Here is a 14,341-nt window from a genome sequence, read left to right on the forward strand (position 1 = left end):
GAGATAAGAACCATGTTTGTGTCTTGGTTTCGGTGTCCAAAACGTAGAATGGATTTTATTTAGATAGTTGTATAGAGTTAGATACGTTAATTTTTCCATTGATTAAGTCCATGATGTTGCTTTTTAACATGACGGCTTTCTTTGATTTTGATATGTTTGATGCAGGGTTGGTGGTACTTGTTACAGGAGATTCGAAACGATAGATGCTGGTGTAGGTTGCCCCGTTAAAAACTGCCTTGTCTTTTGCTTTTAATTTATTGAATTCTGTTTTTGCGGTACTTATTGCCTGATATTTTCGGCTAAAGGTTTTGGTGGCTTTGTTATAAGTATACGAGGAAGTATTGGTGGCCTTAATTTTTTGCTGGGCAAGAATGTTTTTGGTAATGTTATTGATATTGGAAACATCTTTAAAGGTAAAACTGATGGTGGCAATAAAATTGTTAAAATCGGCAGTACTTTTTACATTGGTAATTCCTTCCGACTTCCTTAAGTAAGCTACAGCTTCGTTCAGTTCTTGCTGTATCTTTTGTTTACTGGGCACTTTGTAGCCTTGTACGCTGTCTAACAGCATTACCGAAGCTATTTTGGTTTTACTTTGGCTCAGGTTTATGGTAAGCACCACATCGCCAGTGCCATCATTTTTCATCGAAATTTCCTCAATTACTTCAAAGCAAGAACTTAAAAAGGGTATCAGGATAGCAAAGAATAAAAAATTATAAAAATGCCTGAGGCGCATATTAATTAGGATTTAGGTTTTTACTGACAGGTTAACGGTTATCTAACGGCCAAAATTAATCATTTAGGTGAGCAAATTTTGTCAGAACAAACAGATAAAGCAAAATTACTTAAGACCGACAGATAATATTTCCTTCCAAAAATCAGGTAATTGTCAATATAAAGACAAGAAAAATGTAAAAGAATGCTTGCTAAGCCGATTTTTCTATCTTTGTTGCCAGCTTTTACAAGAAGTATAACCATGAAGAAAAGTGCAATCATTGGATTAATTACCATCGCCATTTCCGTAGGCATTTTATTTAGCTTAAATGCAAATACTGACACCTACTCTAATTTTAAACAGGCAACCCTTTCTGCAAAAGAAGAGCACGTGATGGGCTATTGGGTAAAATCAATGGGTACTTACTACGATGCCGTAAAAGATGCTAACCATTTTTCATTCCACATGAAAGATGAAAAAGGAGAGGTGAGAGAGGTCATTTACGCGGGTACCAAACCACAGGATTTTGAAAAATCAGAAAAACTGGTGCTTATCGGTAAAATGGATAAGGACAAATTCTACGCATCAAAAATTTTAATGAAATGCCCATCTAAATATAACGATAACCTGGTAGAGGTAAATAAAGATGGTAAGGTAGACACCGTAGGGAAATACGGCGAGAAAAAATACAACTAATTTAATGGATATTCAATTTGTAGGCGAACACCTGTTACCAGGTAAAATCGGGCAGTTTTTTATTGTACTGGCATTTAGTGCATCATTACTTTCAACCATTGCATACTTTTATGCCAGTCGCGAGAAAAATTTAGAAGACAAATCCTGGCGTAATCTCGGAAGAATTGGATTCCTGATTAACTGGGCTAGCGTTATAGGCATTGGCGTTACACTTTTCTATTTAGTTTTAGGACATTATAACGAGTATAACTACGTTTATTTTCACTCATCAAAGCAACTTCCAATTTATTATATTGTATCGGCCTTTTGGGAAGGACAAGAGGGAAGTTTCTGGCTATGGGCATTCTGGCAATCGTTTTTAGGTATACTGCTCATCTGGACAGCCAAAACCTGGGAGCGTCCTGTAATGACAGTTGTGGCTTTTTCCCAGGTATTTTTAACCTCGATGATGTTGGGGGTAGAAATTTTTGGTGAGCGTATTGGTAGTTCTCCTTTTATCCTGCTTAGAGATGCAGTTGATTTAAAGGCAATGGCGCCTGTGGTTTTTGCTAACCCTGAAAACTTTAAAGATTACCTTAAATTTATTACTGATGGAAGGGGTTTAAACCCGCTACTGCAAAATTATTGGATGGTGATTCACCCACCAACCTTGTTTTTAGGTTTTGCCAGTATGGTAGTGCCTTTCGCTTATGGAATTGCAGCCCTTTGGCAAAAAAGATATAAAGAGTGGATTAAACCTGCCATGCCATGGACGCTTTTTGCGGTGATGGTTTTAGGTACCGGTATTATTATGGGCTCTTTCTGGGCTTATGAGGCATTGAACTTTGGTGGTTTCTGGGCCTGGGATCCGGTAGAAAATGCTTCTTTAATCCCGTGGTTAACCTTAATCGGGGCAGTACACGTAATGATTGCCTATAAAAACACTGGCCATGCCTATTTTACAGCGATAGCGTTGGTATTTTTCAGCTTTCTATTGGTGCTCTATGCATCATTTTTAACCCGGAGCGGAATTTTGGGCGATACATCAGTTCACTCATTTACCGATATGGGGATGTTTGGTCACCTGATCCTATACAATGTGGTATTCGCTGTTTTAGCAATTGTACTCATTGTCGTAAGATGGAAAGAACTGCCGATTACTACTAAAGATGAAGAAACCTATTCGCGCGAGTTCTGGATGTTTATTGGCGCTTTAGTGGTAACTGTTGCCTGTATTCAAGTGATTTTCTCTACTTCGGTTCCGGTATTTAACAAAGCTTTTGGCACCAATTTCACACCACCCATTGATGCGGTAAAATATTATAACCAATGGCAGGCTCCTTTTGCGGTGCTGATTACCCTGATTTCAGGTTTTTCGCAATATTTAAAATACAAAAGAACTGATCCGCGTAAATTCTACAGCAGTTTAGTTTCTGTAGTTATTTTCTCTGTGGTTTTAACAGCAGGTTTGGTGTATATAGCAGATGTTTACACCAACACGATGTACATCCTGATCACATTCAGTTGTATATTTGCAATACTTTCAAATGCGACAGTTTTATACCAGGCATTTGGAGGAAAGGCAAAGCTGGCAGGTTCGGCAATTGCACACATCGGTTTTGCACTCTTAATTCTAGGAGCATTAATATCAGCAGCTACCAATAAGCCGATTTCAATAAATGCCAACAGGTTTATACCGGTTAAAGATTTCGAAAAAACGGAGAAGCCCGGCGAAAACATTATGCTTTACAAAAACGAGCCTAAACAAATGGGCAAGTATACTGTAACGTATGTAAGCGATACTACTCAGGCTCCAAATACTTTTTACACGCTTAACTTTAAAGTTATAGATAAAGAAGGTAAGGTTAAAGAAGATTTTAATTTGCATCCTCACACCCAGGATAATGAGAAAATGGGCCTAATTGCCTCTCCTGATACCAAGCATTATTTAACTTATGATGTGTACACGCACATTACAAGTGCTGCTGTTAAACAATCTGCCCACGAGGGTCACGAAGGGCATTCGGATGATGAAAATTACAAAGCTCCGCGTATTGTTAAGGTTTCGGCAGGCGATACCATCCATACTTCAAGCGGAGTGGTTACAGTTAAAGATTTAAACCGGAAACCTACCGCTAAAGATTTAGCATTGGCACAAGGCGATTATGCTGTGGGTTTACCTTTAGAAATTAACGCAGCAGGAAAAATTTACAACACTGAACCAATTTTCCTGATTAAAGGAAACAATACTTTTGATTTTGCGCGTAAGGTAGATGAGCTGGATCTGAAATTCCGTTTCTCGAGGGTTTTACCCGACGAGAGAAAAGTAGAGTTGCAGATTTTTGAAAAACCACAGCAAGCTAAAGACTGGGTGGTTTTCAAAGCAATCGAATTTCCTTACATCAATTTATACTGGGCGGGCACCATTGTAATGGTGATTGGCTTCTTACTGTCTATTTTTAGAAGAAGGAAAGAAGCGAGGATCGGATAGGTACATGAAAATCGTTTTATTAGGATCGGGCAACGTTGCTACACATTTAGCAAAAGCTTTAAAAGCCAAAGGCGAAAATGTGATACAGGTTTACAGCCCCAACCTTGTTCATGCGAAATTACTGGCCGATGGTATTGCCGCTGAAGCTGTAAGTGATTTAAATGCAGTTAAAACCGATGCCGATTTATATATCATTTCGATAAAAGATGATGCCATTGGAAGTATTGCTGAAGCACTGAAAGGCGTAAGCGGCCTGGTGGTGCACACTTCGGGTACAACCGATATTAAAGTGCTATCGGATCAGGTTAAAGATTCGGGTGTTTTTTATCCTTTACAAACCTTTTCTAAATCAAAAGACGTTGATTTTGACCGTATTCCGCTTTGTATTGAAGCTACTGATGCTACCCAATTGGAAATTTTACACCAACTGGCATCTAAATTAAGCGGACAGGTTTATGTGCTGAATGGCGAAAAAAGAAAAGTTTTGCACCTGGCTGCTGTTTTTGCCAGTAATTTCCCTAATCATTTGTATGCATTGGCCAACCGGGTACTGCAGCAAAATGATCTGGATTTTGAAATCATCAGGCCGTTAATAGCCGAAACTGCCGATAAGGTAATGACTAACCTGCCTGAAAATGTACAAACAGGGCCAGCAGTAAGGGCCGACGAAACGACTATAAATAAGCATCTAAGCATGTTAAAAGACATGCCCGCGTTGCAGGAAATTTATCAAATACTAAGCAATAGCATAAAATTAATGCAGAAATAGCATTTTTACGGCTTTTGCTTATTACTTTTGCAAAATAATTATGAGCATTTTTAAACTAAAAATAAATTTTGAAGAAGCAGATCACGAACCGGTAGAATTACCTATTGCTGCTGGTGAATCTGTTTTAGATGTTTGTCTTGATAACGGGATAGAGTTACAGCACAACTGCGGTGGAGTTTGCGGTTGCAGTACCTGCCATGTGTATGTAACCAAAGGGATGGATCATATTGAAGAGATTTCGGATAAAGAGGAGGATTTTATCGATAGGGCAGTACGTCCGAAAATTACTTCGCGTTTAGGCTGCCAGTGTGTGGTAATTAACGGTGATATCGAAGTGACCATTCCGGATCAGTCTGGCTTTATGGGACACTAGGTAGTCTTGGGTTCGGAGTCTTCAGTCCTGAGTCGGCTATCAATTTAACAATTAACCGATTAAACATTTCAAACTTTACAACAAACAAAACATGAACAACGATAAATTTGCCTTACCTTTTTACTGGAACGATTATGAAGATATTGCCATGTCTTTATATGAGAAATTTGGTGATGATTTTACAGAAACCAAAATTTACCGTATTCGTTTTACCGAACTTTTAGAATGGGTTTTAGAATTGCCTAATTTTAAAGGAACACGTGAAGAAAGCAATGAAGGCCATTTAGAGCAAATTCAATCGGCCTGGGTATACGAGTGGAGAGATAATCAGTAATTAAGTTTGGAGTAAAGAGTTTGGAGTTTAAAGGCTCCATTCAACTCTCAACTCCAGGCCCCAAAGTCCCAACTAAAAATGTTTCTCCAAAAACTTAAAGAAATTACCACTTTCATTTTTGATGTAGACGGCGTGCTTACCGATGGAACCGTTCAGGTTACTGATAGTGGCCAGTCATTACGTACCTTCAACATCAAAGATGGGTATGCCATGCAACTGGCAGTTAAGCGGGGTTACCATATCTGCATCATTTCTGGTGGCGATGGTATTGCGATGGGTAAGCGGTTTTTTAACCTTGGCATAACCGATGTTTTTCTCGGCACCGGAGATAAAGTGGCCATTTTTAATCAATATCTTCAGGATAAAAGCTTAACTGCAGGAGAAGTGCTCTATATGGGCGACGATATCCCTGATCTCAAAGTGATGAAACTGGTTGGGCTTCCAACTTGCCCGGCTGATGCAGTAGAAGAAATTAAGGCCATTTCTAAATTTATATCCCCTTATAAAGGTGGTAAAACTGCAGTGAGGGATATCATCGAAAAAGTTATGAAAGTGCAGGGCAGATGGCAGGATGAAAATCCTAATGCTTCGGATTCGGGAGTATAAGGGCATTGGTTCATTGGTCATTTGTTCAATAGTTCATCAGTACTGCAAATTGCAAACGGTTTTATTTGGTTAATTGGTTAATTGTTTAAATCGGTTAACTGTCTACAGGCTATTGCCTTCCTGAGCGTAGTCAAGGGATATTTAACCCCGCTTTTCCTGCGAGAATGACGTTCCCGTTATAAATCTCCACCTCCAAAATTTGCAATCCATTAGATTATATCCGAAATTTACATTTATAAATTAATCAATCGATTGATTAATTTATCTTTTATAAAAACATTAATTTTTAATTATATGAGCACATACCTTGTACCTGTCGATTTTTCTAAAACAGCAGATCACGCAGCCAAATACGCTGCCAGGCTTAGTTTTGCCATGGCCAATGCTAAAATAATTTTACTTAACGCTTATTACGTTTCCGAATATGAGAGCATTCTGCCAACACCAGATATGCTAATCACTACCGACGATCGCATTGCCGACGAAATTTCGAACAGGCTGGCTGCCTTGGAAAAACTAAAAACCAAATTGCTGGAAATCAATCCACAGGCAGAAGTAGAAGTTAGTTTAACCCGCGATACCATTTTAAGATCCGTAATTGACCGTGTAAACCGGGAAGAAATAGACCTCATCATTATTGGCAGCAATGGTAAAAAAGCTAAAGATGAAAGCGACATCGGCTCTAATGCAATCAAAATTTCTAAATCAAGCCCAGTTCCGGTTTTAGTAGTTCCACCAAAGGCCGATTATCAATCAATACGTAAAGCGATTCTGGCCTGCGATTTTAAAAAGGTTAAAGAGGTAATACCCATGCATGCGCTTAAAAATATCTTAAGTAAACATGCCTTAGAACTTTTGGTGCTCAACATCAATTCCGGTCAATTGATCGATGTTCAGGAAGAACAGGTTTTACAGCAAATGCTTAAAGATTTTTCTCCGGCTTATCACTACTCCAATCATCCCGATACCATTAAAGGCATTGTGAAGTTTGCCAAAGCCGAAGAAGCACAGCTGATTATCGCATTGCCTAAAAAGTACAGTTTTTTCGAAAGCCTGCTTCATGAAAGTGTTTCCCAAAAATTAACGATTAAATCGCATGTACCAGTGTTATTGCTGAAAGATTAATATATCTAATCTGCAACAGCTAAGTTACATTACCTATTTAAACTTTTGTTTGCTTTTGCACTCAAACTTGCTCAATTTGAACCAAAAACAACAAAAACAACATGAAAAAATTAATGATGATCTGCGGATTGATGCTAGGAATAGCTGGTTTCGCAAACGCGCAGCAAGGTGGTGGACAGGGAAGAATGATGATGAAGCCTGAAGAACGAGTAAAACAGTTAGATGAAAAGTTAAAGTTATCTGATGAGCAAAAAACAAAATTAACTGCTGTTTTTACTGAACAGGCAGAAACCATGAAAAAAATGCGCGAAGAAATGCAAGGTGGCGGAGACAGGGATGCAATGAGGGAAAAAATGCAAAAAATGCGTGCTGATAACGATGCAAAAGTTACTGCAGTGCTGACAGACGATCAGAAAAAAGCTTACGAAACCTGGCAGAAAGAAATGCGTGCCGAAATGGAAAAACGCAGACAAGGTGGCGGAAATAATTAATCTTTGAAAAATATCAGATAAGGAAAGCGGCTTTAGGTCGCTTTTCTTATTTTAGCGGAAAATTAAAACATGAGTATAAATTTTCCTCCTATCATTTTAGCCTCTAAATCGCCCCGCCGACAAGAACTTTTAACCCTTATGGGCTTAAATTTTAAGGTCGAATTAAAAGATGTGGATGAAAGTTATCCTGATGGTTTAAGCCCTGCAGAAATTGCTGTTTATATTTCGGAAAAAAAAGCAAAAGCTTTTACCGGTGATGGCAAAATTGTAATCACCGCTGATACCATTGTGGCTTTAAACGGTGAGATTTTAGGCAAACCAACTGACCGCAGGCATGCACAGGAAATGTTAAAAAAACTCTCAGGAAGTAAACACGAGGTTTTTACTGGTGTAACGATTGTTAAAGGGGATAAAGTTCATTCCTTTTATGATCGTACTGAAGTTTTATGTAAAGCAGTGACAAGCGAGGAAATTGATTTTTACATCGATAATTATCAACCTTTTGATAAAGCCGGAAGTTATGGCATACAGGATTGGTGGGGTATTGTTGTGGTAGAGCGTATTGAAGGTTCATATACCAATGTAATGGGCCTGCCTACCGAAAAGCTCTATAATGAATTATTAAAATTTATTTAAACTTTTTTGTGGAATTCTGTTAAAACTTTCATCATCTAACAAAATTAGCAAGATGAAAGCCCCATTTAACGAGATCAGCATAGCCGAACCCTGTTTACAGAACTGGGATGAAATGGAAAAAGGAGTAGGTTTTAATTTCTGTAAAGCCTGCAGTAAAAATGTAATCGATTTTTCGGGTTATACCAATGCCGAAATCATCCAGGTACTGGCCAATTCAGGCACTTCGGTATGCGGCCGCTTAAGCCAAAGCCAATTAAATCAACTTAACCTTCACCTATCGATTGTACCAACCACCAACAGGAACTGGATGAAATACCTTGGTGTTTTGGCCATAGGCATGAGCATTTTTGTAATGGATGCCAGCGCCGAAAAGATCAACACACCGGTTGAATTCGCTAAAACTATCTACAACAAAACCGACGATAAAAAACCGGATGTACCCCAAAAAATATACGGTTATGTTATTGGTGCTGATCATAAGCCGGCTGCTGGCATAAGGTTATCCATTTCAGATACCCAATATGCTGCCTTGACGGATAAAAATGGTCGTTACGAAATTCTTTTGGATAAAAAGTTTGATATCAGTAAAAACCAGCTGGTGGTTGAAAGTGCTCAATATACAGGTCTTTTGATCCTCAACTTTTCAAAAGCGAAACAGAATGATATCAAATTAAAAAAGGCCGAGTCTATGATTATGGGCAAGATCATGATCACTTCAAAAAAATAAAACCATAAATTACGCTTTCACTCTCTTAATGATCTGTACATTTTGTATGGATCATTTTTTATATCTGGCTGGCCAAAACACCCATTTTTAAATCGTAAGTAGAAAGCGTAAGCCGGTTTATTTTACACCTGCCTAAAACATAATTGGTAATTAAGGTGGCAATTACGATCATATCTACCCGCAAAGGAATAATGCCTGGCATTTCTACGCGTTGCTGATGGGTAGAGTTAATCAGCTTTACTGCTATATCAATATAATCATCATAGTTGAACGGATAAGTTTTTATCTGCTCAATAGCTATATTTTGGTTATGCTTTCTGGTAACCAATTCGGCAAAGGTTTCGAATGCCCCGGCTGAGCCAATTAAAATCTGCGGCTCATATTTTTCGCAGGTTTCGAAAAGATCTGTTAATTGCTTTTGAATGTGAAAAAGAATGGCCTGTTTATCTTCGTCAGAAAGGGGATCTGATTTAAAGAATTGCTGCATTAACCGGGCTGCACCAATGTTGTAACTTTTTTTCCAGATCAGTTTTTCAGTATCACAAAGAATAAATTCTACACTGCCACCACCAATATCCATAATTAAAGATAGCTCTTGTATGGCACCACTCAATTTTACGCCCTGATAAATCAGTTCAGCTTCTTCATCGCCGCTAATTGTTTCGATGCTGATTCCTGTTGCCTCCTTAACAGCTTTCACAAAATCGTTGCCGTTTTCGGCACTTCTAACTGCTGAAGTTGCAGTTGCCCTTATGCGATCGATTTTATACTCCAAAATAGTATCATAAAAGGTTTTAAGGCAGGATACCCCTCTTTCAAATGCAGCCGGAATAATAATATTATCGTTAATTCTTCCCTCGCCCAGTTTAACAGCGACATTGGTTTTGTAGAGGATTTTTAAATCTTTTCCTACCGTTTCTGCAATAAGCAGGTGAAAAGTATTGGTTCCGAGATCGATGACAGCAACGCGCATATTTTGTTCTATATTTTCTGGAAAGCAGAAGCAGTATTTCTTGGCAAATTGCAGTCCTGCTATCCACTTAATTTCGTTAATGTTGGTGCTAAATTAAAGTTAGTTCAGCGAAATATCATTCCTATCAGGTTTATTTTTTCAGGTAGGTAGCTTTTGGCAACAAATGAATAGCCCAGAAAAATTCCTGTGGTTATTGTGGTGTCAGGTATTACCATGTGGCACTGCTATATGGAGCCTATTTTGTTAAACCCTGCAGTTGTTTGGCATTGTGTAATGCAGCAACACCCCAAGTATTGTTAAAGTATACAAAAACTTCACTTGCATTATCTTTGATCTGATTTTTAAAGTCTTTAAGTACACTTATATCATATTCCGATTTGTATAACACAGGTTTGCCATGAAAACGGTAGTAAACTGTACCGGTGTTTTGGATGACGGTATCGGGTAGCTCCGAAGGATAGCTTTCCCCACTGAAAGTGATCTTGTTTTTAGCTAGTTCTTTATGAATTTCTTCGTTAAACCAACTTAAATGCCTGAATTCCACTGTGTTTTTTAATCCGGGATTTAACTGATTAATCAATAACTTTAATCTCTGTTCGTTGTAATCAAATTTAGGTGGAAACTGGAATAGTACGCAGCCTAATTTTTCTTTTAAACCCAACTGAATGGCTTCATAAAAATCGCTGATGAGTTGTTTACAATCATTTAGCTGCTTGTAATGGCTAATTAAGCGTGGCGCTTTAATGGTAAACAGAAAATCATCCGGACTTTCGTCATACCATTTGTTAAAGGATTTTTGGGTAGGCATTTTATAAAAGGTAGAATTGATTTCTATGGTATTGAAATGCCTGCAATAATATTTAAACCAGTCTTTTTGGGCCACACCTTTCGGGTAAAATACTTCTTTCCAATCGCGGTAGTAAAATCCGGAACAACCAATTCTCCATTTCATTTATAGAGAACAAGATATAGCGTAGAAAGGTTTATTAACCGTTGTAAATAGCTATAAAAATGATTAGTGAAAAACCAATATAGCCTGAGCGTTTTAAATAAATGTTGTTATTCTTACCTATGAAACCCAGTGTTAAGGTAAATAATAAATAAAAGATAGAAAGCATTAAAAAAATACCAAATGGCGAATGATGACCTTTTGTAGAATCATGTTGAGGTATAGGTGTAAAAAATACCTCGATTAAAAGCGGTACGAGCCAGCCTACAAGATAAAAAGTAAATATTGACCATGAGACTGGACGTTTTTTTAAACCACTAGTGAATTTGCTCATACTTTTATTTTAATACCTTTTTGGGGGTATGGTAACCCATAAATTGCTGAAATGGAGCTAAAATTGAAATAACTATCCCGAAAGGACTATTACTCCAAATATTTTTGGGAAATCATTAACCCTTAGGATGATGATTTAGGCTATAAAACAAAAAAAACCGATGCTTGCGGCATCGGTTTTTTGTTTATATGGAAATTAATTACTCGAAATATTCTTTCATTCTTTCGAAGAAACTCTTGTCATTTTTACCAGGCTGAGGTTTAAAGTTTGGAGATTCGCGTAATTTTTCCAAAGCACTGCGCTCCTCACTGCTTAAAGCTTTTGGTGTCCAGATATTGATATGGATAATCTCATCTCCTCTGTGGTAAGAGTTTACTTCTGGTAAACCTTTGCCTTTTAAACGCAATAATTTCCCGCTTTGGGTACCCGGATCGATTTTAATTTTGGCTTTACCATCAATTGTAGGTACTTCAATGCTCATTCCTAAAGCAGCATCTACAAAGCTTAAATGTAAGTCGTAAACAATATTGTTGCCTTCGCGTTTTAAGGTTTCGTGTGGGATCTCTTCAATTAAAATAATCAAATCGCCCGGAATACCACCATTTGGAGCTGCATTTCCTTTACCACTCATGCTCAATTGCATGCCTTCGCTTACACCGGCAGGAATGTTAATGGTAATGGTTTCTTCGCCACGTACTACGCCATCTCCGTGGCACACATTACATTTAGAGGTAATTTGCTGACCGCTTCCGTTACAGGTAGGGCAGGTAGATGCAGTTTGCATCTGGCCTAAAATGGTATTGGTTACCCTTCTCACCTGGCCGCTACCACCACAGGTTCCGCAGGTACTTACCGATGATTTATCTTTTGCACCAGAACCATCACAGGTTTTACACACAATAAGTTTATTAACCTTGATTTTCTTTTCGGCACCATGGGCAATTTCTTCCAGCGTTAATTTAACCTTAATACGCAGGTTAGAACCTTTAGCTACCCGGCGGCCACCACGTTGCTGGCCACCACCGCCACCAAAAAAGCTTTCGAATGGGTTATGGCCACCAAAAATATCCCCAAAATTACTGAAGATATCATCCATGTTCATGCTACCGCCATAGCCACCTGAAGCACTGCTGCCTACACCGGCATGGCCAAACTGATCGTAACGCTGTTTTTTCTCCGGACTACTTAAAACTTCATAAGCTTCGGCAGCTTCCTTAAATTTATCTTCAGCAGCTTTATCGCCGGGATTTTTATCCGGGTGATATTTAATTGCCATCTTGCGATAGGCTTTCTTTATCTCGTCAGTGGATGCGCTTTTGGTTACGCCTAGTACGTCGTAATAATCTCTTTTACTCATTTCCTTTATAAACGTTAAAATGTTTGAAGGTTGAAACGTTTAACGATCAGTACCAAACAAACATTCTATTTACTATTTTATCGACTGGAACAGTTGTTGAAATTGCAGTTTAAAACATTTCAACTTTTAACATTCCTGCTTTTCAATTCTTTTAAGCACCCACTACTACTTTAGCGAAGCGGATCACATTATCATTTAAAGTATAACCTTTTTCAACTTCGTCAATTACTTTTCCTTTAAGCTCTTCGGTAGGAGCAGGGATATTAGTAATAGCCTCGTGGAAATCGGTATTAAAAGGCTGGTTGATGCTTTCTACATCTTTAAGACCTTTTTGTGCCAAAGTATTTTTTAACTTATGGCTTACCAATAATATGCCCTCTTTAACCGGGGCCACATCTGCAGCTGTTTCCATTGCTTTTAGTGCACGGTCAAAATCATCTAAAACAGGTAAAAGAGATACAATTACGTCTTTACCTGCAGTTTGTAATAATTCTACACGCTCTTTTTGAGTGCGGCGTTTATAATTATCAAATTCAGCATATAAACGCAAATATTTATCGTTAAGCTGTTGAACTTCTGCCTGTAATTTTTCTTCAGCAGATAATTCCGGAGCCTGCTCAGTTTCATTCGCAGAAGCATCAGTATTCTCTGCATTCTCAGCAGTATTTTCTGATGTATTTTCAGTATTCATTATATTTTCTTCTTTATCGTTATTTTTCTTCTTATTAAACATAATACTAGGCTGAATTTTTTTTGTGTTAATCTCAACTATTTTGCCATAAACGTAAATCAGCCAAGCTGTCAGATTTATTTGGATTTATCTGAACAGATTGGCTGATTAGCTGACGGATGTCAGAATTTTTTATACAATTTGGGCATCTTCGTGTACTACTCCATTTTCACATTTAATGATACGTGAGGGGAAAGTACGGATGATGTGGTAATCGTGTGTAGCCATTAAAACGGCAGTTCCGGCCTGGCTGATCTGTTTTAAAAGCGTTACAATTTCTTCTGAAGTTTCGGGATCCAGGTTACCTGTAGGCTCATCAGCAAGGATAATTTCAGGATCGTTTAGTAATGCCCTTGCAATAACGATACGCTGCTGCTCGCCACCAGAAATTTCGTGTGGCATTTTTTTGATTTTAGAACGTAAGCCTACTTTGTCTAAAACATCTTTGATGCGTTCGTTAATCAGCTTTTCGTCTTTCCAACCGGTAGCTTTTAATACAAACTCGAGGTTTTTTTCGATAGTGCGGTCGGTAAGCAATTGAAAATCCTGAAACACTACGCCCAGTTTGCGACGTAAAAACGGTACCTGGCTTTCTTTTAAGTTTTTAAGGTCGAAACCCGCAATATTGCCTTCGCCGTTACCAATATGAAGATCGCCATATAATATTTTAAGCAAACTACTCTTGCCCGAACCTGTTTGACCAATCAGGAATATAAATTCGTCTTTTTCGATATGTAAATTTACGTTTGAGAGTACCAGATGCTTTTGTTGAAAAACGTCAACATTGCTTAAATGAATTACTGAGTTGCCTGCCATATTATATTTCCAATTTTGCTATCTGCCCGAAAGGCAAATCTTTAACCATTTCCATAATGTAATCCTGCTTGTCGCCAAGCCCCAGTTTTTCCAACGATTTATCGGGCCTGTCTACCCTGAAATAAGCTAAAAGTGTAAACTTATCGTCTCTTAACTGTACGTAATCTGGAATTTTGGCTATGCCTTTAACTTTAACGATATACATTGTGCCCAAAAATAGCATTTCCAACTGATAAGCGA

18 protein-coding genes are annotated in these 14,341 nt (G+C 38.1%); 10 read left to right on the forward strand and 8 right to left on the reverse strand.

What is annotated here, in order from left to right; all coding sequences use genetic code 11:
- Positions 1 to 55 precede the first annotated feature (55 nt).
- Positions 56 to 736: a hypothetical protein gene (locus tag ACFSR6_RS01325; protein WP_379073962.1), complete on the reverse strand. Its 681-nt coding sequence runs from the start codon at positions 734 to 736 to the stop codon at positions 56 to 58.
- A 240-nt stretch (positions 737 to 976) separates the two neighbouring features.
- Here ACFSR6_RS01325 and ACFSR6_RS01330 point away from each other — a divergent pair, with 240 nt between their 5' ends.
- The 10 genes from ACFSR6_RS01330 to ACFSR6_RS01375 all read left to right on the forward strand — a co-directional run bounded on the left by ACFSR6_RS01330 (position 977) and on the right by ACFSR6_RS01375 (position 8,942).
- Positions 977 to 1,411: a cytochrome c maturation protein CcmE domain-containing protein gene (locus ACFSR6_RS01330; RefSeq protein WP_379073963.1), complete on the forward strand. Its 435-nt coding sequence runs from the start codon at positions 977 to 979 to the stop codon at positions 1,409 to 1,411.
- A gap of 4 nt (positions 1,412 to 1,415) precedes the next feature.
- Positions 1,416 to 3,881, forward strand: coding sequence for a heme lyase CcmF/NrfE family subunit (locus ACFSR6_RS01335; protein ID WP_379073965.1), 2,466 nt, complete (start codon positions 1,416 to 1,418; stop codon positions 3,879 to 3,881).
- A gap of 4 nt (positions 3,882 to 3,885) precedes the next feature.
- Positions 3,886 to 4,650, forward strand: coding sequence for a Rossmann-like and DUF2520 domain-containing protein (locus ACFSR6_RS01340; protein WP_379073967.1), 765 nt, complete (start codon positions 3,886 to 3,888; stop codon positions 4,648 to 4,650).
- A 40-nt stretch (positions 4,651 to 4,690) separates the two neighbouring features.
- Entirely contained in the window at positions 4,691 to 5,023 is a 333-nt protein-coding gene (locus ACFSR6_RS01345) for a 2Fe-2S iron-sulfur cluster-binding protein (RefSeq protein ID WP_379073969.1), read from the forward strand.
- 91 nt (positions 5,024 to 5,114) lie between these two features.
- Positions 5,115 to 5,357, forward strand: coding sequence for a Fe-S cluster assembly protein IscX (gene iscX / locus ACFSR6_RS01350; protein WP_183763159.1), 243 nt, complete (start codon positions 5,115 to 5,117; stop codon positions 5,355 to 5,357).
- A gap of 78 nt (positions 5,358 to 5,435) precedes the next feature.
- Positions 5,436 to 5,963, forward strand: a complete 528-nt coding sequence (locus ACFSR6_RS01355) for a KdsC family phosphatase (RefSeq protein ID WP_379073971.1) — start codon at positions 5,436 to 5,438, stop codon at positions 5,961 to 5,963.
- Between the two features lie 294 nt (positions 5,964 to 6,257).
- The gene (locus ACFSR6_RS01360; protein ID WP_379073972.1) at positions 6,258 to 7,088 is read left to right on the forward strand and encodes a universal stress protein; all 831 of its coding nucleotides are present in this window, start codon (positions 6,258 to 6,260) and stop codon (positions 7,086 to 7,088) included.
- A 101-nt stretch (positions 7,089 to 7,189) separates the two neighbouring features.
- Positions 7,190 to 7,579 carry a hypothetical protein gene (locus tag ACFSR6_RS01365; RefSeq protein WP_379073974.1) on the forward strand — a complete coding sequence of 130 codons (390 nt, stop codon included), beginning with the start codon at positions 7,190 to 7,192 and terminating at the stop codon, positions 7,577 to 7,579.
- A gap of 69 nt (positions 7,580 to 7,648) precedes the next feature.
- The gene (locus ACFSR6_RS01370; RefSeq protein WP_379073976.1) at positions 7,649 to 8,215 is read left to right on the forward strand and encodes a Maf family protein; all 567 of its coding nucleotides are present in this window, start codon (positions 7,649 to 7,651) and stop codon (positions 8,213 to 8,215) included.
- 52 nt (positions 8,216 to 8,267) lie between these two features.
- A complete protein-coding gene (locus ACFSR6_RS01375; RefSeq protein WP_379073978.1) occupies positions 8,268 to 8,942 on the forward strand; it encodes a hypothetical protein in 675 nt (224 codons plus the stop codon).
- Positions 8,943 to 9,000: 58 nt separating this feature from the next.
- On the opposite strand, the gene ACFSR6_RS01380 is transcribed toward ACFSR6_RS01375, so the two are convergent.
- The 7 genes from ACFSR6_RS01380 to ACFSR6_RS01410 form a co-directional block, all read right to left on the reverse strand.
- Complete coding sequence (locus tag ACFSR6_RS01380; protein WP_379073980.1) at positions 9,001 to 9,915, reverse strand: Ppx/GppA phosphatase family protein; 915 nt, start codon at positions 9,913 to 9,915, stop codon at positions 9,001 to 9,003.
- 235 nt (positions 9,916 to 10,150) lie between these two features.
- Positions 10,151 to 10,867: a DUF72 domain-containing protein gene (locus ACFSR6_RS01385; protein ID WP_379073981.1), complete on the reverse strand. Its 717-nt coding sequence runs from the start codon at positions 10,865 to 10,867 to the stop codon at positions 10,151 to 10,153.
- Between the two features lie 34 nt (positions 10,868 to 10,901).
- On the reverse strand, positions 10,902 to 11,198 hold the full coding sequence (locus tag ACFSR6_RS01390) for a hypothetical protein (protein ID WP_379073983.1): 297 nt from the start codon (positions 11,196 to 11,198) through the stop codon (positions 10,902 to 10,904).
- A 199-nt stretch (positions 11,199 to 11,397) separates the two neighbouring features.
- On the reverse strand, positions 11,398 to 12,555 hold the full coding sequence (gene dnaJ, locus ACFSR6_RS01395) for a molecular chaperone DnaJ (RefSeq protein ID WP_379073985.1): 1,158 nt from the start codon (positions 12,553 to 12,555) through the stop codon (positions 11,398 to 11,400).
- 151 nt (positions 12,556 to 12,706) lie between these two features.
- On the reverse strand, positions 12,707 to 13,288 hold the full coding sequence (locus tag ACFSR6_RS01400) for a nucleotide exchange factor GrpE (RefSeq protein ID WP_379073987.1): 582 nt from the start codon (positions 13,286 to 13,288) through the stop codon (positions 12,707 to 12,709).
- Positions 13,289 to 13,417: 129 nt separating this feature from the next.
- Positions 13,418 to 14,101, reverse strand: coding sequence for a cell division ATP-binding protein FtsE (locus ACFSR6_RS01405; protein WP_183763186.1), 684 nt, complete (start codon positions 14,099 to 14,101; stop codon positions 13,418 to 13,420).
- A gap of 1 nt (position 14,102) precedes the next feature.
- A complete protein-coding gene (locus tag ACFSR6_RS01410; RefSeq protein ID WP_039476747.1) occupies positions 14,103 to 14,306 on the reverse strand; it encodes a hypothetical protein in 204 nt (67 codons plus the stop codon).
- Positions 14,307 to 14,341 lie beyond the last annotated feature (35 nt).

It is taken from the genome of Pedobacter vanadiisoli (genome assembly GCF_042684385.1).
Taxonomy (GTDB): domain Bacteria; phylum Bacteroidota; class Bacteroidia; order Sphingobacteriales; family Sphingobacteriaceae; genus Pedobacter; species Pedobacter vanadiisoli.

Bases quoted from the DNA above. Each gene is read 5' to 3' on its own strand.
- ACFSR6_RS01325 (WP_379073962.1), bottom strand. From the start codon at position 736: ATGCGCCTCAGGCATTTTTATAATTTTTTATTCTTTGCTATCCTGATA.
- ACFSR6_RS01330 (WP_379073963.1), top strand. From the start codon at position 977: ATGAAGAAAAGTGCAATCATTGGATTAATTACCATCGCCATTTCCGTA.
- ACFSR6_RS01335 (WP_379073965.1), top strand. From the start codon at position 1,416: ATGGATATTCAATTTGTAGGCGAACACCTGTTACCAGGTAAAATCGGG.
- ACFSR6_RS01340 (WP_379073967.1), top strand. From the start codon at position 3,886: ATGAAAATCGTTTTATTAGGATCGGGCAACGTTGCTACACATTTAGCA.
- ACFSR6_RS01345 (WP_379073969.1), top strand. From the start codon at position 4,691: ATGAGCATTTTTAAACTAAAAATAAATTTTGAAGAAGCAGATCACGAA.
- iscX (WP_183763159.1), top strand. From the start codon at position 5,115: ATGAACAACGATAAATTTGCCTTACCTTTTTACTGGAACGATTATGAA.
- ACFSR6_RS01355 (WP_379073971.1), top strand. From the start codon at position 5,436: ATGTTTCTCCAAAAACTTAAAGAAATTACCACTTTCATTTTTGATGTA.
- ACFSR6_RS01360 (WP_379073972.1), top strand. From the start codon at position 6,258: ATGAGCACATACCTTGTACCTGTCGATTTTTCTAAAACAGCAGATCAC.
- ACFSR6_RS01365 (WP_379073974.1), top strand. From the start codon at position 7,190: ATGAAAAAATTAATGATGATCTGCGGATTGATGCTAGGAATAGCTGGT.
- ACFSR6_RS01370 (WP_379073976.1), top strand. From the start codon at position 7,649: ATGAGTATAAATTTTCCTCCTATCATTTTAGCCTCTAAATCGCCCCGC.
- ACFSR6_RS01375 (WP_379073978.1), top strand. From the start codon at position 8,268: ATGAAAGCCCCATTTAACGAGATCAGCATAGCCGAACCCTGTTTACAG.
- ACFSR6_RS01380 (WP_379073980.1), bottom strand. From the start codon at position 9,915: ATGCGCGTTGCTGTCATCGATCTCGGAACCAATACTTTTCACCTGCTT.
- ACFSR6_RS01385 (WP_379073981.1), bottom strand. From the start codon at position 10,867: ATGAAATGGAGAATTGGTTGTTCCGGATTTTACTACCGCGATTGGAAA.
- ACFSR6_RS01390 (WP_379073983.1), bottom strand. From the start codon at position 11,198: ATGAGCAAATTCACTAGTGGTTTAAAAAAACGTCCAGTCTCATGGTCA.
- dnaJ (WP_379073985.1), bottom strand. From the start codon at position 12,555: ATGAGTAAAAGAGATTATTACGACGTACTAGGCGTAACCAAAAGCGCA.
- ACFSR6_RS01400 (WP_379073987.1), bottom strand. From the start codon at position 13,288: ATGTTTAATAAGAAGAAAAATAACGATAAAGAAGAAAATATAATGAAT.
- ACFSR6_RS01405 (WP_183763186.1), bottom strand. From the start codon at position 14,101: ATGGCAGGCAACTCAGTAATTCATTTAAGCAATGTTGACGTTTTTCAA.
- ACFSR6_RS01410 (WP_039476747.1), bottom strand. From the start codon at position 14,306: ATGTATATCGTTAAAGTTAAAGGCATAGCCAAAATTCCAGATTACGTA.